The 21,229-nt window shown below is 59.9% G+C and carries 20 protein-coding genes and 2 pseudogenes; 5 read left to right on the top strand and 17 right to left on the bottom strand.

Features of this window, described 5'->3' with window-relative positions; all coding sequences use genetic code 11:
- Nucleotides 1–411 precede the first annotated feature (411 nt).
- Together gltP and WLO32_RS18845 are read left to right on the top strand one after the other, a co-directional pair.
- Nucleotides 412–1,725 (top strand): glutamate/aspartate:proton symporter GltP, encoded by a 1,314-nt coding sequence (gene gltP, locus WLO32_RS18850; protein ID WP_435946510.1) that lies wholly within the window; start codon nt 412–414, stop codon nt 1,723–1,725.
- A gap of 230 nt (nt 1,726–1,955) precedes the next feature.
- Complete coding sequence (locus WLO32_RS18845; protein ID WP_435946509.1) at nt 1,956–2,690, top strand: response regulator; 735 nt, start codon at nt 1,956–1,958, stop codon at nt 2,688–2,690.
- A gap of 27 nt (nt 2,691–2,717) precedes the next feature.
- Here WLO32_RS18845 and WLO32_RS18840 read toward each other — a convergent pair whose 3' ends face one another.
- From WLO32_RS18840 to WLO32_RS18815, 6 genes and pseudogenes are all read right to left on the bottom strand, one after another.
- Nucleotides 2,718–3,725: a carbohydrate kinase family protein gene (locus WLO32_RS18840; protein ID WP_435946508.1), complete on the bottom strand. Its 1,008-nt coding sequence runs from the start codon at nt 3,723–3,725 to the stop codon at nt 2,718–2,720.
- A gap of 9 nt (nt 3,726–3,734) precedes the next feature.
- Complete coding sequence (locus WLO32_RS18835; protein WP_435946506.1) at nt 3,735–4,595, bottom strand: ketose 1,6-bisphosphate aldolase; 861 nt, start codon at nt 4,593–4,595, stop codon at nt 3,735–3,737.
- A gap of 39 nt (nt 4,596–4,634) precedes the next feature.
- Nucleotides 4,635–5,318 (bottom strand): D-lyxose/D-mannose isomerase, encoded by a 684-nt coding sequence (locus tag WLO32_RS18830; protein ID WP_435946505.1) that lies wholly within the window; start codon nt 5,316–5,318, stop codon nt 4,635–4,637.
- Nucleotides 5,319–5,398: 80 nt separating this feature from the next.
- On the bottom strand, nt 5,399–6,343 hold the full coding sequence (locus WLO32_RS18825) for an ABC transporter substrate-binding protein (protein WP_435946504.1): 945 nt from the start codon (nt 6,341–6,343) through the stop codon (nt 5,399–5,401).
- 29 nt (nt 6,344–6,372) lie between these two features.
- Nucleotides 6,373–7,297, bottom strand: a pseudogene (locus tag WLO32_RS18820) (ABC transporter permease subunit).
- Between the two features lie 94 nt (nt 7,298–7,391).
- Entirely contained in the window at nt 7,392–8,915 is a 1,524-nt protein-coding gene (locus WLO32_RS18815) for a sugar ABC transporter ATP-binding protein (RefSeq protein ID WP_435946503.1), read from the bottom strand.
- Nucleotides 8,916–9,176: 261 nt separating this feature from the next.
- On the opposite strand from WLO32_RS18815, the gene WLO32_RS18810 reads away from it, so the two are divergent.
- The 3 genes from WLO32_RS18810 (at nt 9,177) to WLO32_RS18800 (ending at nt 13,083) form a co-directional block, all read left to right on the top strand.
- On the top strand, nt 9,177–11,753 hold the full coding sequence (locus WLO32_RS18810) for an ATP-binding protein (RefSeq protein WP_435946502.1): 2,577 nt from the start codon (nt 9,177–9,179) through the stop codon (nt 11,751–11,753).
- A gap of 314 nt (nt 11,754–12,067) precedes the next feature.
- Entirely contained in the window at nt 12,068–12,409 is a 342-nt protein-coding gene (yjdP, locus tag WLO32_RS18805) for a DDRRRQL repeat protein YjdP (protein WP_435946501.1), read from the top strand.
- 176 nt (nt 12,410–12,585) lie between these two features.
- The gene (locus tag WLO32_RS18800) at nt 12,586–13,083 is read left to right on the top strand and encodes an REP-associated tyrosine transposase (RefSeq protein WP_435946499.1); all 498 of its coding nucleotides are present in this window, start codon (nt 12,586–12,588) and stop codon (nt 13,081–13,083) included.
- Nucleotides 13,084–13,169: 86 nt separating this feature from the next.
- Here the strand turns inward: WLO32_RS18800 and phnP are convergent.
- The 11 genes and pseudogenes from phnP to phnF all read right to left on the bottom strand — a co-directional run bounded on the left by phnP (nt 13,170) and on the right by phnF (nt 21,215).
- Nucleotides 13,170–13,929: pseudogene (gene phnP / locus WLO32_RS18795) on the bottom strand (phosphonate metabolism protein PhnP).
- Nucleotides 13,907–14,374, bottom strand: a complete 468-nt coding sequence (phnO, locus tag WLO32_RS18790; protein WP_435946498.1) for an aminoalkylphosphonate N-acetyltransferase — start codon at nt 14,372–14,374, stop codon at nt 13,907–13,909. The pseudogene phnP and the gene phnO overlap by 23 nt, the downstream one beginning before the upstream one ends.
- Entirely contained in the window at nt 14,367–14,954 is a 588-nt protein-coding gene (phnN, locus tag WLO32_RS18785) for a ribose 1,5-bisphosphokinase (protein WP_435946497.1), read from the bottom strand. Before phnN ends, phnO begins: the two co-directional genes overlap by 8 nt.
- Nucleotides 14,954–16,090: an alpha-D-ribose 1-methylphosphonate 5-triphosphate diphosphatase gene (gene phnM / locus WLO32_RS18780; protein WP_435946495.1), complete on the bottom strand. Its 1,137-nt coding sequence runs from the start codon at nt 16,088–16,090 to the stop codon at nt 14,954–14,956. The genes phnN and phnM overlap by 1 nt, the downstream gene beginning before the upstream one ends.
- Nucleotides 16,077–16,781 (bottom strand): phosphonate C-P lyase system protein PhnL, encoded by a 705-nt coding sequence (gene phnL / locus WLO32_RS18775; RefSeq protein WP_435946494.1) that lies wholly within the window; start codon nt 16,779–16,781, stop codon nt 16,077–16,079. Before phnL ends, phnM begins: the two co-directional genes overlap by 14 nt.
- An 8-nt stretch (nt 16,782–16,789) precedes the next feature.
- Entirely contained in the window at nt 16,790–17,548 is a 759-nt protein-coding gene (phnK, locus tag WLO32_RS18770) for a phosphonate C-P lyase system protein PhnK (RefSeq protein WP_435946492.1), read from the bottom strand.
- On the bottom strand, nt 17,545–18,390 hold the full coding sequence (gene phnJ / locus WLO32_RS18765) for an alpha-D-ribose 1-methylphosphonate 5-phosphate C-P-lyase PhnJ (RefSeq protein WP_435946491.1): 846 nt from the start codon (nt 18,388–18,390) through the stop codon (nt 17,545–17,547). Before phnJ ends, phnK begins: the two co-directional genes overlap by 4 nt.
- Complete coding sequence (locus WLO32_RS18760; RefSeq protein WP_435946489.1) at nt 18,383–19,447, bottom strand: carbon-phosphorus lyase complex subunit PhnI; 1,065 nt, start codon at nt 19,445–19,447, stop codon at nt 18,383–18,385. Before WLO32_RS18760 ends, phnJ begins: the two co-directional genes overlap by 8 nt.
- Entirely contained in the window at nt 19,447–20,031 is a 585-nt protein-coding gene (gene phnH / locus WLO32_RS18755) for a phosphonate C-P lyase system protein PhnH (protein WP_435946488.1), read from the bottom strand. Before phnH ends, WLO32_RS18760 begins: the two co-directional genes overlap by 1 nt.
- Nucleotides 20,028–20,489 carry a phosphonate C-P lyase system protein PhnG gene (gene phnG, locus WLO32_RS18750; RefSeq protein ID WP_435946487.1) on the bottom strand — a complete coding sequence of 154 codons (462 nt, stop codon included), beginning with the start codon at nt 20,487–20,489 and terminating at the stop codon, nt 20,028–20,030. The genes phnH and phnG overlap by 4 nt, the downstream gene beginning before the upstream one ends.
- Entirely contained in the window at nt 20,490–21,215 is a 726-nt protein-coding gene (gene phnF, locus WLO32_RS18745; protein ID WP_435946485.1) for a phosphonate metabolism transcriptional regulator PhnF, read from the bottom strand. It lies immediately after the preceding gene.
- Nucleotides 21,216–21,229 lie beyond the last annotated feature (14 nt).

Genomic DNA, 21,229 nt, shown 5'->3' with positions numbered 1-21,229 from the left:
TGAGGATGTTAATAATATGTCACGCAAACGTTAATTGTAGGGGTATTGCCAGCTTTGTTTACTTTTTGGGCGACAGATCACGTCGTTATTTGAATTGGCTGAAAATTAATCAAACGAATCGTGAAGGAGAAATAATTCACCGCGAGGGTTATTTGAAAAAGGCATGAGTAAATATATTTTATAACAATAAGTTATAGCAGGAGATATAACTAAAGTTCCGTTTAACGGCGTATTTTGAGTGAATATCCCTGAACAGGCAGGGTTGCGCAGCATAGCGTACAAATGGTACTCATACAGCCGCTTGAAAAAGCCCCTCGTAATCCCCGACGTTTGTCATACCCCTTTTACGTTTGTGACGTTCTCATTGGGCAACATCCTGGGAATGGCGTTTTATTGAGGAATAAAATCGTTATGAAACAACCAAAGGTCAGCCTTGCCTGGCAGATACTGCTGGCGCTGGTGCTGGGTATCGCGCTGGGAAGCGTTCTGCATTATCAGAGTGATGAGCGCGAATGGCTTATCACCAACCTGCTCTCTCCGGCAGGCGATATCTTTATTCATCTGATCAAAATGATTGTCGTGCCGATTGTGATTTCTACGCTGGTGGTAGGGATTGCGGGCGTGGGCGATGCGAAACAGCTCGGAAGAATCGGCGCGAAAACCATTCTCTATTTCGAAGTGATCACGACGGTTGCCATTATCCTTGGGATTACCCTGGCGAACGTGTTCCAGCCGGGACACGGCATTGATATGTCGCAGCTTGCCAGCGTGGATATTTCGAAATATCAGCACACCGCCGAGGACGTTCAGAGCCACGCGCACGGCCTGATGGGCACCATTCTTTCCCTCGTGCCGACTAACATCGTGGCTTCGATGGCCAAAGGCGACATGCTGCCGATTATCTTCTTCTCGGTGCTGTTTGGTCTTGGCCTCTCTTCGCTGCCTGCAGCGCATCGTGAACCGCTGGTCACGGTATTCCGCTCTGTCTCCGAAACCATGTTCAAGGTAACCCACATGGTGATGCGCTATGCGCCGGTCGGGGTCTTTGCGCTGATCGCGGTAACGGTAGCCAACTTCGGGTTTGCGTCGCTGTGGCCGCTGCTCAAGCTGGTGCTGCTGGTTTATTTCGCCATCCTGTTCTTTGCGCTGATCGTGCTGGGGGCGGTGGCCCGGCTGTGCGGTTTGCGCGTCTGGACGCTGATTCGCATCCTCAAGGACGAACTGATTCTGGCTTTCTCCACGGCGAGCTCCGAAAGCGTTCTGCCGCGCATTATCGAGAAGATGGAGGCGTACGGCGCGCCGGCATCCATTACCAGCTTCGTGGTGCCGACCGGCTACTCCTTCAACCTTGACGGCTCCACGCTCTACCAGAGCATCGCGGCCATCTTTATCGCGCAGCTTTACGGTATCGAACTGTCGCTCGGTCAGGAAATCATCCTGGTGCTGACGCTGATGGTGACCTCAAAAGGCATCGCCGGCGTGCCGGGCGTCTCCTTCGTCGTGCTGCTGGCAACCCTTGGCAGCGTAGGCATTCCGCTGGAAGGACTGGCGTTTATCGCCGGCGTCGACCGTATTCTGGACATGGCGCGTACCGCCTTGAACGTGGTGGGAAATGCGCTGGCGGTGCTGGTTATCGCCAAGTGGGAACACAAGTTTGACCACAAGAAGGCGGCGGCTTACGAGCGTGAAATGCTGGGCGGCTTTACGGATAAAGCGAACGGCTAAGCCGTTTTGAGAAGCAAAACTAAACGGTCCCGCGGGGCCGTTTTTTTTATCCGCCAGCCAGGGTAAGAAAGGGAGGTTCGCCGGCCTTGTGCATAAATGCCCTCGCGCGCGGCTGGCCGTTTGTGACGCTGCTTGAAATTTCAGCACGGGCATTTGTCTTTTATGCGGCACTCCATTAACTATCGTTCACACTTACTTATCGACCTGAACATCCTCCCCGGAGAATAACAATGAAGCCTGCAATATTGGTGGTGGATGACGATCTGGCTATCTGCGACGTGCTGCGCGATACCCTTAACGAGCACGTCTTTGACGTGCAGGTTTGTCATACCGGCAACGATGCCTTAACGATGATTGCCCAGCGGCCGGCGATCGCGCTGGTGCTGCTCGATATGATGCTGCCGGATATCAACGGCCTGCAGGTGCTGCAGCAGATTCAGCGGCAGCGTCCTGAGCTGCCGGTAGTGATGCTGACCGGCCTTGGCAGCGAGTCCGACGTCGTGGTGGGTCTGGAGATGGGCGCTGATGATTACATCGGCAAGCCGTTTAATCCTCGCGTGGTGGTGGCGCGGGTTAAAGCGGTGCTGCGCCGCACGGGGGCGCTGGCCGTGGAGACGGCGACGACAAAAACCAGCGGGCTACATTTTAACGGCTGGCGGTTAGATACCGATCGCTGCCAGCTGTTTAACGCGCAGCACGAGCAGGTCGACCTTACGCAGGGGGAATACGGTCTGCTACTGGCGCTGATGCAAAACGCCCGCAAGGTATTGTCCCGTGAACGGCTGCTGGAGCTCACCCACAGCGAAAGCCTGGAAATCTTCGACAGAACGATCGACGTGCTCATCATGCGCCTGCGCAGAAAAATAGAGGTTAACCCTCATCAGCCGTCGTTAATCCGCACTATCCGTGGCGTAGGCTACGTCTTCGCCGCGGATATCATCCAGGCGGAGCATCATGCCGCCTGAGCTATTGTTAACAGCCGCCGGTAGCCGCTAGCTGTTCTCATTAATAAACATCTGGAGTTCCGTAAGCGGTTTTGCGCCGTCTATCGCATTGGCGCACAGCAAATTAGCGCGCGCGCAGGCGTGCGCCAGCTTCAGGCTATCGACCAGCGACCATTTTTCATGGCAGCCGTACAGCATCCCGGCGCAAAACGCGTCGCCCGCGCCTACGCTGCCGATGATTTCTTCAGGGGCTAAACGAAACGACGGCACCCATACCCCTTCGCCGCTCTTTTCCACGCCCCATGCGCCTTCCGGGCAGTGAATGACCACGCGCTGACGCACGCCGGACTCAAGCAGCAGGCCGGCGGCCTGAGCGATATTCTCTACGTGCGGCGAGCCGTCTGACCGGCGAATATCCAGCCCGCTAAACTCGCCGGCCTCCAGCTCGTTAATCACCAGGTAATCCAGCCAGCCCAGGGCCGGGAGCACCATCGGGCGATAGCGCGGGTCGCCCTGCCTTGAAACTAAATCAAGAGAGGTTTCGTAGCCCTGCTGGGACATCTGCGCCAGCAGCCTTGCGCTGCGCGTGCCGTATTCCGCATCCTCCATATCCAGGCTATCGAGCAGCAGCAGGTAGCCGAGGTGAAAGATTTTAAATGACGACTCAAGCCGGTCAAAGGCGGGCAAATCAAGCAGGCGGTTAGCGCCGGGCGAGTGGAAGAAAGTGCGCTGCCCGCTGGGATCGGTCATCACCTGCGACATGGAGGTGGGCGCAAAGGTCGTACGGTGAACGTGCTGGCGATTCACATGATACTGATCGAGCATCGCCATAATGTAATCGCCGTCATGATCCTCGCCCACCAGCCCCACCGCCTGCAGCGGCAGGCCGACGTGCATTTTCGCCAGCGTCAGCAGCACGTTCAGCGGCGCGCCGCCCGTCGAGCGTTCGCTGTGGACAATCTCAGCCAGCCACCCGCGCTGCGGCCACTGGACGATTTGGTGCACGTGATCCACCAGCATATTCCCGGCGGCGATAATCCCGCTGCGCTCTGTCATAGCAACTCCTTAGGCCTTACCCGAACTACCAAAAATCCGCATCTGCCCGGCGACAACGTCGGTAATAGCCTCTTCGATGCCGAGCAACAGTTCGGCGAACTCGTCATAAATAGCGTGCCGCTGGTTCATGCGTTGCTCAATGGCGCCAAGGGCCGCCTGCGACATACCCGTATAGAAATTTATTTTATGGATGCCGAGCGTTATCGCCTTGCGGAAATCCTCATCGCTGATGCCGGAGCCGCCGTGCAGCACCAGGGGGATACCGGTTTGCTGACGGATGGCGGCCAGGCGGTCAAAATCGAGCTTCGGTTCGCCCTTGTATTTTCCGTGCGCGTTGCCGATGGCGACGGCCAGCGTATCGATGCCCGTTCTGTCGACGAAATCACGCGCGACGGCGGGATCGGTGAACTTATTGCTGTCGGCTTCGCCATACAGCGCGCCGCCTTCGTCGCCGCCGACCGCCCCCAGCTCCGCCTCAACGGAAACGCCCACCGCGTGGCACATCTTCACCACCTCGCGGGTCTGACGAATATTCTCTTCATAGTCAAGTGTAGAACCATCGAACATCACCGAGCTAAAACCGAGGCGTAATGCGCGAACAACCGCTTCAAAATGCAGGCCGTGATCGAGATTGAGCACGACCGGAATAGCCTGCCTGGCCGCTTCGAATTTAACGGCCTCTACCAGCGAATCCAGCGACACGTATTTAAAATGCACTTCGGCGATGTTAATGATAAAAGGCGATTTTTCCTGCTTCGCTGCGGCAAAAAGCGCGCGCAGAAAATGGCTGTCGAGTACGTTAAAAGCGCCCAGCGCATAGCCGTTGGCGCGTGCGTGAGCCAGTCCGTCTGCAAGCGATATCAAAGCCATAGTGGTTCCCCCGGTGTTGGGAAAAAAGTGATGGGCCGATTAAAAATGCTGGCGATACTCATTGCACAGCAGCAGTCGCGCCGGCTCGTCTTCAATAATGCTGTTAAAACGCTCAAGGGGCTTCAGGAAGCGGTTGTCGCGGTCGTCGTCGTTAACCATCGACACTTCGCCGACCAGCACGTCGCCGTATCCGGGCTCGCCCCAGAAACTGTGGTAGACGCCGGGCACCAGGCAGATGCTTTCGCCGGGCGACAGGCGCAGCTGGCTGCCCGCCGCGTGAGTCTGGCGGCAGCCGTCAATGGTGACCGTTACGTTGCTCTCTTCAGGCTGCTCGAACTGGTCCGAATTCCACAGTTCGACAATCAAGTTGCCGCCGCCGCGATTGATGATGTCTTCTTGTTTTCGCCAGTGAAAATGCATCGGCGTGAGCTGGCCTTCGCGGACATGCATGATTTTTTCGGCGTAGTTTTTAGGGTAGGGCGCGCCTTCCGGGGAGCCGTTGCGCAAAGTGAACAGCGTCAGCCCCTGGGCCTGGAAATCGTCGCCGCCAAACGCCGTCACGTCCCAGCCCAGCTTCAGATCGAAGACCTCCTGCCAGATGGCTTTATCCAGCTGCTGCCATTTCGCGAGGTCGTAGAAGGCGAACGGCGGCAGGTGGACATCATGCTGGGTAAAGAAATGGCGGGTCCGGGTGAGGATCTGGTTCACTTCGGAGCGTTTCATGTTGTCTCCTTGTCCACACTCTTTTTCGTAGGGCGGACGGCGCGTGGCTTATCCGCCCTACAATTCGCACAGCGCTGGCGTTATTTCACCGTCCAGCCTTTATAAGTACCGATATTGTCTTTATCGATCATGGTTACCGGGATCAGCACGGGCTCTTTCGGCGCCGGTTTACCCTGCAGAATGTCGTAACCAATCTCCACCGCCTTCGCCGCCATCACCTGCGGGTCCTGCGCAGGCGTTGCCACAAAGAGCGAGTTTCCACCGCGTTTCAGGGCCTCTTCTCCGTCCGGGCTGCCGTCCACGCCAACGATAAAGAATTCGCTACGCTGCGCCTGCTTCGCCGCCAGATCGGCGCCGATCGCCGTCGGATCGTTGATGGCGAAAACGCCGTCGATCTTAGGATTGGCCGCCAGCAGCGAGGTCATCACTTCCAGGCCGCCTTCACGGCTGCCTTTGGCGTTCTGGTTAGAAGACAGGATCTTAATGTCAGGATGCTTTTTGAACTCGGTCACGCAGCCTTCAACCCGGTTCTGCACGGCGGAGACCGGCGGCCCGTTGATGATCACCACGTTGCCTTTCTCTTTCAGGCGATCTGAGATGTACTTACAGGCCATTTCACCCGCCTGGGTGTTGTCTGAGGTAATGGTCGCATCCGCGCCTTCCGCCGCAACGTCCACCGCCACCACCACGATCCCGGCATCTTTAGCGCGCTTCACCGCCGGGCCGATCCCTTTGGAATCCGCGGCGTTAAGAATGATCATGTCCACTTTCGCGGCGATAAAGTTATCGATCTGCGAAACCTGCTGGCCCAGATCGTAACCGCTGGAGACCAGCGTCACCTTCACGTTGTCCCCCGCAAGCTTGCGGGCTTCAAGCTCGGCGCCTTTGGTAATCTGCACGAAGAACGGGTTGGCGAGATCGCCCACCGTCACCCCGATGGATTTCAGTTCTTTAGCCTGGGCAAACGGCGCCCCGGCAATCATGGCTCCCGCGAGTAACGCGGTCACAATCGGCTTCAAACGCATGGCATATCTCCTGTGTAGGGTGTTTTTTGTTATGCACTTTGATGGTGACGGGTACGGTATTTATCTATCAGCACCGCAATGATGATCACCGCCCCTTTGATCACCAGTTGCCAGAAATACGAGACGCCCATCAGCGTCATGCCGTTGTTAAGCGTGGCGATAATCAGCGCCCCGACCAGGGTGCCGGTGATGGTGCCGATGCCGCCCACAAAGCTGGTGCCGCCGAGGATCACCGCCGCGATGGCGTCCAGCTCGTAGCCCATCCCGAGGTTGCCGTTGGCGCTGTATAGCCGCGAGGCGCTCATCACGCCGCCGAGCCCGGAGAGCAGGCCCGCTCATGCCGTAAACGAACAGCAGCACCATCCACACCTTGATGCCCGTAAGGCGCGCCGCCTGCATGTTGCCGCCCACCGCGTAGATATGCACCCCGAGGGTGGTGCGCCTGAGGATGAACCAGCACACCACAATTACCGCCAGCGCAATCACCACCAGCCACGGGATCGGGCCCAGATACGAGTTGCCGATCCACTCAAAGTTGATATTGGAGTTGATCACCGTGGTGCCGTCGGCCAGCAGATAGGCCGCGCCGCGCAGGGCGGTATAGGTGCCAAGCGTGACGATAAACGGCGGCAGTCCCGCCCAGGCCACCAGCATGCCGTTAAACAGCCCAAGCCCGGTGCCCATCATCAGCGCGGCGGGAATGGACAGCGACTCCCAGCCCGGCATCAGTGAAACGACCATCGCCGTTACCGCCGTGGTGCCCAGTATCGAGCCAACCGAAAGGTCGATGCCGCCGGTCAAAATAATGAAAGTCATGCCCGCCGCCAGCACGATATTGATGGACGACTGGCGGGCAATGTTCAGCAGGTTGGATTCGGTAAAGAAGTTCGGCGTGATAAAGCCGAAAACGGCGACGATAAGCACCAGAATCGGCAAAATCCCGATGGTTTGCATCAAATCGCCGAACAAAGCTTTTTTCAGCGAGGCGTTTTTTGCCACCTGTTGCGGCGTGTCCGCAACCGGCGCGCCTTTGCGTGGATCGATCTTATTAGCCATGGTTAACCACCTTGTTGTGGGCATCTTCCACGCCGGTTGCCAGCGTCATGATGCTTTCTTGTGTGATGTCCTTGCCGTGCAGCTCGCCTGCGATGCTGCCTTCGCGCATCACATATACCCGGTCGCTCATCCCGACCACTTCCGGCAGCTCGCTTGAGATCATCAGGATCGCCACGCCCTGTTTCGCCATCTGGCTCATGATCCGGTAGATCTCGCTTTTGGCGCCTACGTCCACGCCGCGGGTGGGTTCATCGAGGATCAAAATGCGCGGGCCAATCGCCACCCAGCGCGAGATCAGCAGCTTTTGCTGGTTCCCGCCGGATAATCCCCCGGCCCGTACCTGCGCGTGAGGCACGCGAATATTCAGCAGGCTGATGGCGTCGTCGGAAATGGTTTGCGCCTTTTTGCGATCCAGCCAGCCGTAATGCGCGTCGCGTTCCAGCGTCGCCATGGTGATGTTGTCCTGCGCCGCCAGCTCCAGGAACAAACCCTGCTCTTTGCGGTTTTCGGTAAGAAAGCCGATGCCGTGGCGAATGGCTTCGCGGGGTGAATGGATGCTGACCGGTTTGCCGTCGATTTCAAGGGTGCCAGCGGTCGCTTTCCGCACGCCGAAAATAAGCTGCGCGAGTTCGGAACGCCCGGCGCCGACCAGCCCCGCAAGGCCGACGATTTCTCCGGAACGCACCTGTAAGCTCACCGGCTGCACTTTGCCGCCGTCCGTCAGGTGGTGGACGTTCAGCCGCGTATCGCCCAGCGGGATATCGCGCTCTTTATTGAACAGATCGCTCAACGGGCGGCCCACCATCATGCGCACCAGCTCGTTGGCGTTAAGATTTTCGCGGGTCAGGCTGCCGACGTACTGTCCGTCGCGCAGCACGCTGACCCGGTCTGAGAGTTCATACACTTCCGCCATGCGATGGCTGATATAAATGATCGCCATGCCTTCGTCGCGCAGGCGCATAATCAGCTCGAACAGGCGGTGCGTTTCGCGGGAGGAAAGCGCCGCGGTGGGCTCATCCATAACTAAAATGCGGCTGTTGCGGTGTAGCGCGCGGGCAATCTCCACCTGCTGCTGTTCGGCGATGGTCAGGTTCATTACCAGATCGCTGGCCTTGAACTGCGCGCCGAGACGATTGATTACCGTCTGCGCCTGCATGACCATTTCTTTGCGCTGCACCAGCCCCGCGCGCGACAGCTCGCTGCCGAGGAAAATATTTTCCGCCACCGTCAGGTTCGGGGCGAGCTGCATCTCCTGGTAAATCAGCGTGATGCCGGCGCTCAGGGCGTCTTTCGGCCCCTTAATGCTGTAGGGCTGGCCCTCAATCAGAATCTCTCCGCTGGTGGCGGTATAGGCGCCGGCAAGGATCTTCATCAGGGTGCTTTTTCCGGCGCCGTTTTCGCCCATCAGCGCGTGAATTTCGCCGGGAAACACCGTCAGGTCGACGCCTTTAAGCGCATAGAACTTGCCGAAAGATTTGGCAATGTTGCGCATCTCCAGAATGGGCACTTTACTCATGGCGCGGCTCCTGCGGGTGAAAAATCGAGTGATGCCAGTCAAACACCCGCAGGTAAATGCAAAATGTCAGAAGCCGTTCATATTTGTCATATTCGTGAATAGTTAACCGTTGTCACATTCCCGTGATGTATCGATTTCCCTGCCGCCGCGATGCAACTAGAAATGTAGGGTGGATAAGCAACGCGCCGTCCACCGCCCAATCGCCGGAAGACGGATGACGCCCGCGCTTATCCGCCATGCATGCTGGAACTGGAGCCCTCTATGCCGCAACCCCGCACGCCCTTTTTAGCCAGCGCCCGTGGCCGTCTGCTGTTCTTCAACCTGCTGGTGGTGGCGGTGACGCTGATGGTTTGCGGCGTGGCGGTGCTGGGGTTTGAACACGCCAGCCGCCTGCAGGAGCAGGTGCAGGGGCAAACGCTCAGCGATATGTCCGGCAGCATGGAGCTGGCGCGGGACACGGCGAACGTCGCAACCGCCGCCGTGCGGTTGACCCAGGTCGTCGGCGCGCTTGAGTACCAAAGCGAGGCGGCGCGCCTGAAGCAAACGCAGCTGGAGCTGCAAAATTCGCTCAATCATCTGGCGACGGCTCCGCTCGCAAGCCACGAGCCCCAGCTGGTTAAGCGCATTACCGAACGCAGCAACGAGCTGGAAAGCAGCGTCACGCGCATGCTGGAGCTGGGCCATCGCCGCCATCTGGAGCGCAACGAGCTGCTCAGCGCGCTGTACCAGAACCAGAGCTATCTGCATCATATTCAGGATATCAATGCCCGTGACGGGCTGAATATTCCCGACGCCGCGCTGCTTGCGCAGATGGACAGGCTTATCCTGATAGCCATTCAGACGCCTTCGCCAAAGGCGACCGTGGTGCAGCTTACCGACGTGATGTCAAAGCTGCCCACCCAGGCTGATTCGCCGCTGGTCGATGAAATCTTGCAGGAGTTCAACGCGCATTTACGGCAGCTGCTGCCGCTGTCCCAGCGGCTTGATAACAGCGATTTGGCCATCGCCTGGTTTATGTACCACATCAAAGCGCTGGTGGCCTTTCTCAATCGGGATATCAATCTTTACGTGCAGAAAGTGGCGCAGGAGTCGCTAAACCGCACCGAGCAAAGCCACAGGGATCTGCAGTCGATGATCTTCTTTATCGGCCTGTTTGCTCTGCTGGCGATAGTGATAACCGGCTTCGCGGGCTGGTATATCTACAAAAACCTGGGCTCGAATCTGACGGCTATTTCTCACGCCATGACGCGGCTGGCAAGAGGCGAGCGGGACGTCAGCGTGCCCGCGCTGCAGCGCCGGGACGAGCTGGGGGAGCTGGCGCGGGCGTTCAACGTTTTCGCACGCAATACCTCCTCGCTGGAGCACACCTCGAAGCTGCTGAAAGAAAAAAGCACGCAGCTGGAAACCACCTTTCACGCCATGCGCGACGGCTTTGCGCTGTTTGATAACGAGGGCTTTCTGGTGGTGTGGAACCCGCAGTATCCGCTGCTGCTGGGGCTGGCGCCGGAAAAGCTGCAGCGCGGGCAGCACTATCTCGACCTGCTCAAGCAGGCTACGCTGCTGCAGGAGCACATTCTGGAAAACCTTTCGCGCCCGCAGCCCAAGCCGCAGGAGCTGCGGCTGGCGGATAACCGCACCATCGAGCTGCGTTTCAGCCCTGTACCCGGGCGCGGCATGGTGAACGTGGTGCTTGAGCGCAGCGAACGCAAGGCGCTGGAAGAGGCGCTGGTGCACAGCCAGAAGATGAAGGCGGTAGGGCAGCTAACCGGCGGGCTTGCGCACGACTTCAACAACCTGCTGGCGGTCATTATCGGCAGCCTTGAGCTGGTTGCGGCGGATTCGCCCGACGCCACGCGCATCAACCGTTCCCTGAAGGCCGCCGAGCGCGGCGCGCAGCTCACCCAGCGCCTGCTGGCGTTTTCGCGCAAACAGTCGCTCCATCCTCACGCCGTGGCGATGAAGAGCCTGCTGGAAAACCTCGACCCGCTAATCCGCCATTCTCTGCCCGCCACCCTCACGCTTGAAATCGAAGCGCAGCAGCCCGCCTGGCCCGCGTGGATTGACGTCAACCAGCTGGAAAACGCCATTATCAACCTGGTGATGAACGCCCGCGACGCGATGGACGGACAAACCGGCAGCATAAAAATTCGCACCTGGAACCAGCGGGTGGTGCGCGCCAGCGGGGGCAAACAGGACATGGTCGCGCTGGAGGTTATCGACACCGGGCACGGCATGTCGCCGGAGATCAAAGCGCAGGTGTTTGAGCCGTTCTTCACCACCAAACAGACCGGAAGCGGGAGCGGGCTGGGTTTATCGATGGTTTACGGGTTTGTGCGCCAGTCCGGCGGGCGCGTGCAGATTGAAAGCGCGCCGGGGCAGGGAACCCTGGTGCGCCTGCAGCTTCCTCGCGCGCCCGGGCAGGCGTTGAGCGAGCCCCAGCCGGAGGCGCCTGCCGCCAACGAAAACGAAGACCGGCTGGTGCTGGTGCTGGAAGATGAGCAGGACGTGCGCCAGACGCTCTGCGAACAGCTGCACCAGCTAGGCTATCTGACGCTTGAGACCAACGACAGCCGGCAGGCGCTGCAAATGCTGGCCGACGTGCCGGACATCCGCGTGGTGATCAGCGATCTGATGCTGCCGGGCAGCATGAGCGGCGCGGAGGTTTTACAGCATGCCCGCAGGCACCATCCTCACCTCACCCTGCTGCTGATAAGCGGCCAGGATTTGCGGCGCAGCGGACAGCAGCTGCCGGAGGTGGAGCTGCTGCGTAAACCTTTTAACCAGGTGCAGCTGGCCCACGCCTTGCGCCGCGCCTGGCAGTCCCGACCGGTAAGGTAGCGCCATCTGTAAGCCGGCTGGCAAAAGCGAAAAAAGGTCAGCCGTAAACAATTGACTCGGCACGCAGAAGCAGACATTAATAGAAAGCCCCTTCCAGTAAACCAGGAGGAAGCGGGTGGGATGTGGAACTTAACTTCAGCCGCCTTATTCATTGATATGCACCTCACTAATTATCCTGTAGCAAGGACTTAGCCCCTCTGCAAAGAGGGGCTGACTTGCGCCTTTGCCTGCGCGCAGCATTATGGGAATCCTCCGCTGTCGTACGCTTATCTCCTCTCATAGGCTACAGCCGGTCACCCCCTTGAGACTGGCTTATGAACCGATACTCCACCGCGCTGCTGTTAAGCACGCTGTCCCTTACCACGCTTGCCCATGCCGACGCGCTCGACGGCCTGTTTGATAACTCCATCGTCAGCTCTGTTTCGCAGGCGATAAACGATGCCTATAGCCAGAACGACGACCGCAGCAACGAAGACGATCGCCGCTGGGATGATGAAGACCGGCAAAACGGTTCAGACGAGCGACGACGCTATGAGGATCGGCATCGGCAGTTAGAGGAGCGGCGCCGTCAGCTTGACGAGCAGCAGCGCCAGCTGGACGAACAGCGCCGACAGCTCGAAGACGACGAACGCCGTCTGGATGACGATTACCGGTGAGTTTTATTTTTGCGAGGCGGCTTCGGAAGCTTTAACGGCCGCCGGGCGGCGTTTATTCATCATGATATGTTCGGGGCAGACCGGTGGATGGCGCTTGCGCTTATCCACCCTACATTAGCGTTTTGCAGGTCGGCTAAGCGTCAGCGCCAGCCGACATTTTCACAAGGAAGCGCAGCATGCCGAACTATCGCCGTTCTTACGTGCCGGGCGGAACCTGGTTTTTTACCGTTAACCTTTTCCATCGCCATAGCGATTTACTTACTCGTCATCTCGCCGAACTGAGGCAGGCTATCCAAAAGGTGAAGCTACGCTCTCCCTTCAGGATAAACGCATGGGTGGTTTTACCCGACCATATGCACTGCATCTGGACGCTTCCGGCAGGGGACAGCGATTATTCCGCACGCTGGCGGGAAATAAAAAAATCCTTCACTAAATCGCTACATTACGCGGCGCGCCCCGTCTGGCAAAAACGCTTTTGGGAGCACTGTATCAGGGATGAACAGGATTACGCGGCGCATATGAATTACCTCTACATCAACCCCCTGAAGCATGGATTGGTGGATAAGGTCAGCGACTGGCCTTTCTCGTCTTTTCATCGGGACGTTAAGCGAGGGATTTATCCGGCGGACTGGGCGGGGGTGTCAGAAGAGTTGAATACCGGCGAGCGTAGATGAGGCGGTGGATGGCGCTTGCGCTTATCCACCCTACATTAGCGTTTTGCAGGTCGGCTAAGCGTCAGCGCCAGCCGACATAGCCCGGTCTAAGCCACACAAATTTCCTGCCCGTCAAACCCGGCTTCGAAACCCTCCGGCAGAGCGTTTTCCATCAGCCAGCAGTCGAACTGGTGGCTGATATGCGTGAGGATCACGCGCGGGCAGCCGATTTGCTCGTTTAGCGCTATCACCGTGTTTAAATCACAATGGTTTTTCGGCGTTTCAGGGCGCGGCTCGTGGCTGCAGTCGATAACGATAATCTGCGGCCTGTTGTTGGCGAGAAACTTCAGGGTTTTTTCCGGCAGGGCCTGCGGTATCGCTGAGCCAGGCTACGCGGCTATGGGGCGTTTCGAACAGATAACCGAAGGTCAGTTTCGAATGATTAAGCGGCAGCGGGGTAACGCGCAGAGCCTGGAGGGTAAACCAGACAAAAGGCTCAAGCGTGTGGCTGAAATCCAGCATGCCTGGGTGCTTAAAGAGATCGTCGCAGCCCTGTTCATCGGGCGGGCCGTAGACGCGGATCTTCTTGCCGACGCCCCAGCGCAGGGGAAACAGACCCTGCACGTGATCCATATGGTAGTGGGTCAGTAAAAACTGCTGAAAGTCTTCCGGCCGCCAGCGATCCATCAGATCCGGCATGCCCGCGTCCAGCAGCGTCACCGCATCGTTAAACTTCACCACCGCGCTGCAGGGTTTGCGACGATATTGGGGATCGTTGCGGGCGCGCTCGCAGGCGGCGCAGCGGCAGCCAAAGGCGGGCACAAGCTGCGCGCCGCCGGTGCCGCTAAGGGTTAGCTTGAGGCTCATTCAGTGTCTCCACGGGTTTGGTAAACCGGAAATGGGTCTGCTGATATCCTTCGCGCGCGTAGAAACGATGAGCGTCCAGCCTTCCTTTGCCGGTGGAAAGCTCCGTCAGCTCCGCGCCGGCGATACGCGCCTGCTCTTCCGCCCAGGCCAGCAGCTTGCTGCCCACGCCGTGGCCGCGCGCCTGCGGCATCACCACCAGCTCCTGAATCTCGCCGATCCAGTTCGCATGATGCAAATGGAACTGCATATGCAAACCAATCATGCCGACAACCGCGCCGTTCACCAGGGCCAGCTGATAGCACAGGTTGTGATCTTCAAGGTTTGCCGCAAACCCAACGTTAAACGCCTGCCGGTCAAACTCCGCCTGTTTTAGCTCGCAAATCAGGGCATAGACGGTATCGCTATCGGCAATGGTGGCGCGGCGAAATTCAACGGTATCAGACATGACGAGGCTCCTTTGGCCGAAAGTGGACGACGTTGGCGTTGCGCTGGCCGTTAACCAGACGCATAAACGACTCGACAGACTGTAGCAGACTGCCGTCGTTATTGAGTACCAGACAGGAGTCCAAATCCGGGGCTGAGATCGTCGCCCGCCGCAGGCGCTGCTCGATTTGCTGCGGCGTTTCCCGCCCGCGCTGTTCCAGCCGCTGCCGCAGCACCTCCGTTGAGACGTGCAGGCAAATGGGCACCAGCGCGTGACCGTAGCGTTCGCGCGCCTGCTTAAGATGCTGGCGCGAGCCGTTCACCACCACGTCGAACCCGGCCTCCAGCCAGATATCCAGCTCGACGCCAACGCCGTAGCTTTGCTGATGCGCCCGCCAGCTCAGGGCGAACAGCCCCTGCTGCTGGCGCTGGGTAAATTCCCTTTCACTCAGGGAAATATGGTTCTCGCAGCCCGCGTCCGCGGCGCGGGTAATGTAGCGGTGCGCTATCAGCAGCCGATTATGCTGCTGCTGGCGCAGCGCCGTCAGCAGGCTGTCCTTCCCGGAGCCGGACGCTCCCATCAACCAGACCACTTTGCTCATCAGAACACCCGAATTCCCTGGCGCCAGACGTGTCCGACGCGTACGTGATCGCCATGCTGATGCGCCAGCACCATGTCCGCGCGCCTGCCTTCCGCCAGCACGCCCCGGTCTTCCAGATGCAGCGCTTTGGCCGGGTTGCGCGTAACCAGCGCCACGGCCTGCGGCAGCGTAAAGCTGTTGGAATCGTCGTGCGCCACGCGGAAGGCGGCGTCCAACAGGCTCGCCGGGTAATAGTCGGAGGAGAGAATATCCAGCAGCCCAGCCTGCGCGAGCTGATGGGCTGCCACGTTCCCGGAGTGCGAGCCGCCGCGGACAATATTCGGCGCGCCCATCAGCACGCTTAGCCCGTGCCGGCGAGAAGCCTGCGCCGCTTCAAGCGTGGTCGGAAACTCAGCGATTACGCTGCCCAGCTCGCGCGATTCCGCAACGTGCGCGGCGGTGGCGTCGTCGTGGCTGGCAAGGGCGATATTACGCGCCCGGCATTCCGCGGCGATCGCCTGGCGGTTTGGCTGCGACCAGCGTTCCGCAAGCGCCAGCTGATCGGCTTCGTAGCTGTCCATCTCCGCGTCGTTGAGCTGGTATTTGCCCTGATAGTATTCGCGGTACTTGATGAGGTTGGAGAACTGGCGCTGGCCCGGCGAGTGGTCCATCAGCGACACCAGCGAGACGCCGCCCCGGTCAATCAGCTGCCGGAACAGCGGCAGGGTGGTGTGATGCGGCAGCTCGCAGCGCAGATGAAGGCGGTGTTCGGCGCGGTTCACGCCGCGCTGCTGGCTGTGCATCACCGCGTTAATCATCTTCTCCAGGTTTTCCAGCCTGTCGCCGCCGTCGCGCACGTCGCCCAGCGCCACCGCGTCAAGCACCGTGGTGATGCCGCTGGCCACCATCAGCGCGTCGTGGCTGCTCATGGCGGAGTGGGCGGGCCAGTCCACCTTCGGGCGCGGGGTAAAGAATTTATCCAGATTATCGGTATGCAGTTCGATAAGCCCCGGCAGCAGCCAGCCGCCTTCGCCGTCCTGCGCCTGCGCAAGCTGGCTTGGGCTGTCGGCAAAGTTGCGGATAACCCCATCGGCCACTTCCAGCGAACCGTTGACCACTTCGTTTTCCAGCACCAGCCTGACGTTATTGAGAATCATGTTGTACCTCCACCGCAGCCATAGAATGCAGGCGATCCGCCACCTGGTTACGCACCGCCTCGTCGTGGAAAATGCCCACCACCGCCGCCCCGCGCGCCTTAGCCTCAAGAATCAGCGACACCACGGCGGCGCTGTTTTTCGCATCCAGCGAGGCCGTGGGCTCATCAAGCAGCAGAATCGGATAATCGACGATAAAGCCGCGAGCGATATTCACGCGCTGCTGTTCGCCGCCGGAAAAGGTGGATGGCGCAAGGCTCCACAGGCGCTCCGGGACGTTCAGGCGAGTTAACAGCGCCGCCGCTTTGGTGGCGCACTCTTCACGCGGCACGCCCAGATCCAGCAGCGGCTGCATCACCACTTCCAGCGCAGAAATCCGCGGGATAACGCGCAAGAACTGGCTCACCCAGCCGATGGTCTGGCGCCGCACCGCCAGCACCTCGCGCGCCGGAGCCTGGACGATATCCAGCCATTCGTCGCCATGCCTGACCCAGATATGGCCTTCATCCGGCAGGTAGTTGGCGTACAGCGAACGCAGCAGGGTGGATTTTCCGCTGCCGGAATGGCCGTGCAGCACCACGCACTCTGCGGATTTTACCTCCAGCGTCGCTTTCGCCAGCACCGGCAGGCGAATGCCGTGCTGATGGTGTAACACAAAGGTTTTGCTCAGGTTTTCTACCCGTAATCTGGTCATGCGCCCACCTAATTCTGAAGAACCGAAGAAACAAGCAGCTGGGTGTAGGGATGGTGCGGGTCGTCCAGCACGCGGTCCGTAAGCCCGCTTTCCACCACCTGACCCTGCTTCATCACCAGCAGACGGTCGGCCAGCAGGCGCGCTACGCCCAAATCATGGGTAACGATCACCACCGCCAGGTTCAGCTCGCGTACCAGGCCGCGCAGCAGGTCAAGCAGGCGCGCCTGCACGGACACGTCCAGCCCGCCGGTGGGCTCGTCCATAAACACCAGCTTTGGATGGGTGACCAGGTTGCGGGCGATTTGCAGGCGCTGCTGCATGCCGCCGGAAAACGTCGTCGGCAGATCGTCGATGCGCGAGGCGGGGATTTCCACTTCCTCAAGCCAGCGCCGGGCGGTGGCGCGGATCTCGCCGTAGTGCCGGGCGCCGGTTGCCATCAGCCTTTCGCCGATATTGCCGCCGGCGGAAACGTGGCGGCGCAGGCCGTCCATCGCGTGCTGATGCACCACGCCCCACTCGGTGCGCAGCAGGCGGCGGCGTTCGCCTTCGCTCATGCCGTACAGCGAGGCGTCGAGATACATCACTTCGCCTTTCTGCGGCGTAAGGCGGGCGGAGATAGACTTCAGCAGCGTCGTTTTCCCGGAGCCGGATTCGCCGACGATACCCAACACTTCGCCGGGATAGAGTTCAAAGGAGACGTCGCTAAAGCCCTTGCCGGGGGCGTAGAGGTGCGTCAGGTTGTTGACCGAAAGCAGGGGTTGAGTCATTGGGAGGCGGCCTCGCTGTTCTGGCGGCAGAAATCGGTATCGGAGCAGACGAACATGCGGCTGCCCGCGTCGTCGAGCACCACTTCATCCAGGTAGCTGTGGCGCGAGCCGCAAATGGCGCAGGGCCGATCCCACTCCTGAACGGTAAACGGATGATCGTCAAAGTCGAGGCTTTCCACGCGGGTAAACGGCGGCACCGCGTAAATGCGCTTTTCGCGCCCGGCGCCGAACAGCTGCAACGCGGGCATCATGTCCATTTTCGGGTTATCGAATTTCGGGATCGGCGACGGGTCCATGACGTAGCGCTCGTTCACCTTCACCGGGTAGGCGTAGGTGGTGGCGATGTGGCCGAAACGGGCGATATCTTCGTACAGCTTCACCTGCATCACGCCGTATTCTTCGAGCGCGTGCATGGTGCGGGTTTCCGTTTCGCGCGGTTCGATAAAGCGCAGCGGTTCGGGGATTGGCACCTGGAAAATCAATATCTGATCTTCCGTCAGCGGCGTTTCCGGGATGCGGTGGCGCGTCTGGATTAGCGTGGCGTCCTCCGTGCGCTCGGTGGTGTTTACGCCGGTTACGCGCTTAAAGAAATTACGGATCGACACGGCGTTGGTGGTGTCATCCGCGCCCTGATCGATGACCTTCAGCACGTCGGCCTCGCCGATTACGCTTGCGGTAATCTGGATGCCGCCGGTGCCCCAGCCGTACGGCATGGGCATCTCACGACCGCCAAACGGCACCTGGTAGCCCGGAATCGCCACGGCTTTCAAAATGGCGCGGCGCAGCGTGCGTTTGGTTTGTTCGTCCAGATAAGCGAAGTTATAGCCGCTCAGATTAGCCATTTTCGCGCTCCTTTATCAGGCGGTTAAGCAGTTCCAGTTCGGCCTGGAAATCGACGTAGTGCGGCAGCTTGAGGTGCGAGACGAAACCGGCGGCCTCGACGTTGTCCGCATGCGCCAGCACGAACTCTTCATCCTGCGCCGGGCCGGCTATGTTTTCGTCGTAGTCCGGGGCCTGCAGGGCGCGGTCGACCAGCGCCATCGCCATCGCTTTGCGTTCGCTCATGCCGAATACCAGCCCGTAGCCCCGCGTGAAGTGCGGCGCTTCGTCAGCGGGGGCGACAAAACCGTTGACCATTTCGCATTCGGTCAGCAGCAGTTCGCCGACGTTCACCGAAAAACCCAGCTCTTCCGGCGTGATGTCGATAGCAACGTAGCCGCTGCGAATTTCGCCGGCGAAGGGGTGGTTGCGCCCGTATCCGCGCTGGGTGGAGTAGGCCAGCGCCAGCAGAAAACCTTCGTCGCCGCGCACCAGCTGCTGCAGGCGCGACGAACGGGAGCACGGATAAACCGGCGGCTGGCGGGTAATATCGTCCGGCCGTGCGCCGTTATCCTCTTCGGCTTTCGCCAGACCCTGTTTTGCCAGCAGGCTAAAGACGTGCGGCGCGGGTTCGGCATTGTCAGCGCCGGTTTTCAGCACCGGAGCCTCGCCGTTCGCCAGCAGCGTGAAATCCAGCAGGCGGTGGGTGTAGTCGTAGGTCGGGCCGAGCAGCTGCCCGCCGGGCACGTCTTTGTACGTTGCCGAAATGCGGCGTTCGAGGCGCATTTTCGCGGTATCTAAAGGCTCGCTTACCGCCAGGCGAGGCAGCGTCGTGCGGTAGGCGCGCAGCAGGAAGATGGCTTCTACCGTGTCGCCGCTGGCCTGTTTAAGGGCAAGCGCCGCCAGCTCGCGGTCGGCGATGCCGCCTTCGGTCATCACCCGATCCACCGCCAGGCCAAGCTGCTGCTCAAGCTGCGCGACGCTGATTTCCGCATGGCTTTGGCTGCCGCGGCGGTTCTGTTCCTGCAGGATATGGGCGGCGGCAATCGCCTTCTCGCCCCCTTTCACGGCGACGTACATCAGCACACCTCCACGTGAGTGGTGCGGGGAATGGCCAGCAGGCGTTCACCGCAGGTAAGGATCAGGTCGATGCCCAGCGGGAACGGGTGCGGGCGTTCGGTTAACTCATGAAGCACGCATTCCGGCAGCTGCGGGGCGATCATGCGCTCCTCGCGAATGCCCGCGCCCGTCAGGCGCAGCATGCGGCCGCCGCTCAGGCTGCTGACCTGCACAATCAGCGTGGCGCTGGTGTCCGGCGCGACGTCGCTCCCCTGCGCCAGCGCGTTAAGCTCGTCGGCTGAAATCGTCTCGCCGGCAACGGCGAACTGCGCCTGGTCCGGCCTCAGGCAAAGGGGCGCATTCGTATGGAAACGGACGTTTTGCGCGGCGGCTTCGTTTTCCAGCGCCGCGCTTATCCATACCGGCGTGTCGTTATCGGCAAGGGTGAGCAGCACGCTGGTGGAGGCCACGTTTAGCGGCGCCCAGCCCTGGCTTAGCGAATGCAGGGCGACGATAACGCCCGGCTCGCTCATCGCTTTAAGCAGGCGGCGAAAGCTCTGTTGGGCGTCCTGCACGGGCAGGGTAAAGGCGGTCATCAGGGTCATGCGTTATCTCCGCGAACCAGGGTAAAGAAGTCGACTCGGCTGCTGTTTACCTCGGCGCGCCTTTTGGCCAGGCGCTGTTCGCGATTGGTGGCCAGCGGCGCAATTAAGGTTTCCTGCAGGGTGTGAAAACAGGCTTTGTCCTGCATCAGCGCGTCGATAACCGCGCAGCGCTCGGCGTGGGCTTTGTCGCGCCCTGTTAAATAGCTGTAGCCGTAGATGCCGTTATCGAGCTGCACCACGGCGCGGGTGAGCGTGGCGTCGCCTGCAAAAAAGCGTTGCCCGGTTGCGCCCATACGCGCCTGAATCTGCACCAGGCCCGTTTCCGGCTTTCGGATAACCTGATAGGCAGGGTTAAGCTTCAGAGCTTCCCAGCGGCTGGCCAGCTCTTGCGGTTCGCTGTGGGCGAGCACGGCCATCCAGTGCTGGCGCTGTGCGATGTCAAATTGCGGTGCGTCCATTTAGTGCTCCATGGTGAATTCAATCATGTCGGCGCGGGTCAGGCTGACGGAGTATTCCGCCGGGCTTGCCTCGCCTTCGCGATGGTTAAGGGTGCGAACGCACAGCAGCGGCGCCATGTTCGGAATTTCCAGCAGGCGGCTTTCTTTCGCCTGGGCGCGGCGGGCGCTGATGCGGGTTTGCGTACGTTGCAGGCTGATGCCGAGCCGCGTGTGAATAACCTCGTGCAGCGAACCGCTGTGGAACTGCTGCAGCGCAGGCCACCAGGAAAGGTCGGCAAAGTAATGGTCGATAAGGCATACCGCGATGCCGTTCACGCGTCTGAGGGTGCGCAGGTGAATAATGTCTTTGCCCTCGGCCACGCCAAGCGCGGCGGCGACCTGGCTGGAAGCCGGGCGCAGCACCGCAAGCATGCGCTCGCTGGTGGGGTGGCTGCCCTGGTCGAGCAGGTTCTGGCTAAAACGCGCCTGGGCATTTAACGGGTAGTCGAACGGGCGCATCAGCACCAGTACGCCCACGCCCTGGCGGCGCTGCACCCAGCCTTTTTCCACGAGCTGGTCGATGGCGCGGCGCAGCGTGTGGCGGTTTACCTCATAACGCGCCGCAAGCTGGCTTTCGGCGGGCAGATAGTCGCCGCAGCGGTAGTTTTTGCGCAGCTCCTGTTCAAGCAGGGCGGCGATCTGCTGGTAGCGCGTGGGGTAACTGGTCGGATGTCTGGATAAGTTCATCGTCAACAAAGCCT

Origin of the sequence: Dryocola mayonis (genome assembly GCF_051307045.1) — a bacterium.
Taxonomy (GTDB): Bacteria; Pseudomonadota; Gammaproteobacteria; order Enterobacterales; family Enterobacteriaceae; genus Dryocola.
Note: the sequence above shows the minus strand (reverse complement) of the source record. Positions and strands in the feature narration are given on the sequence as shown.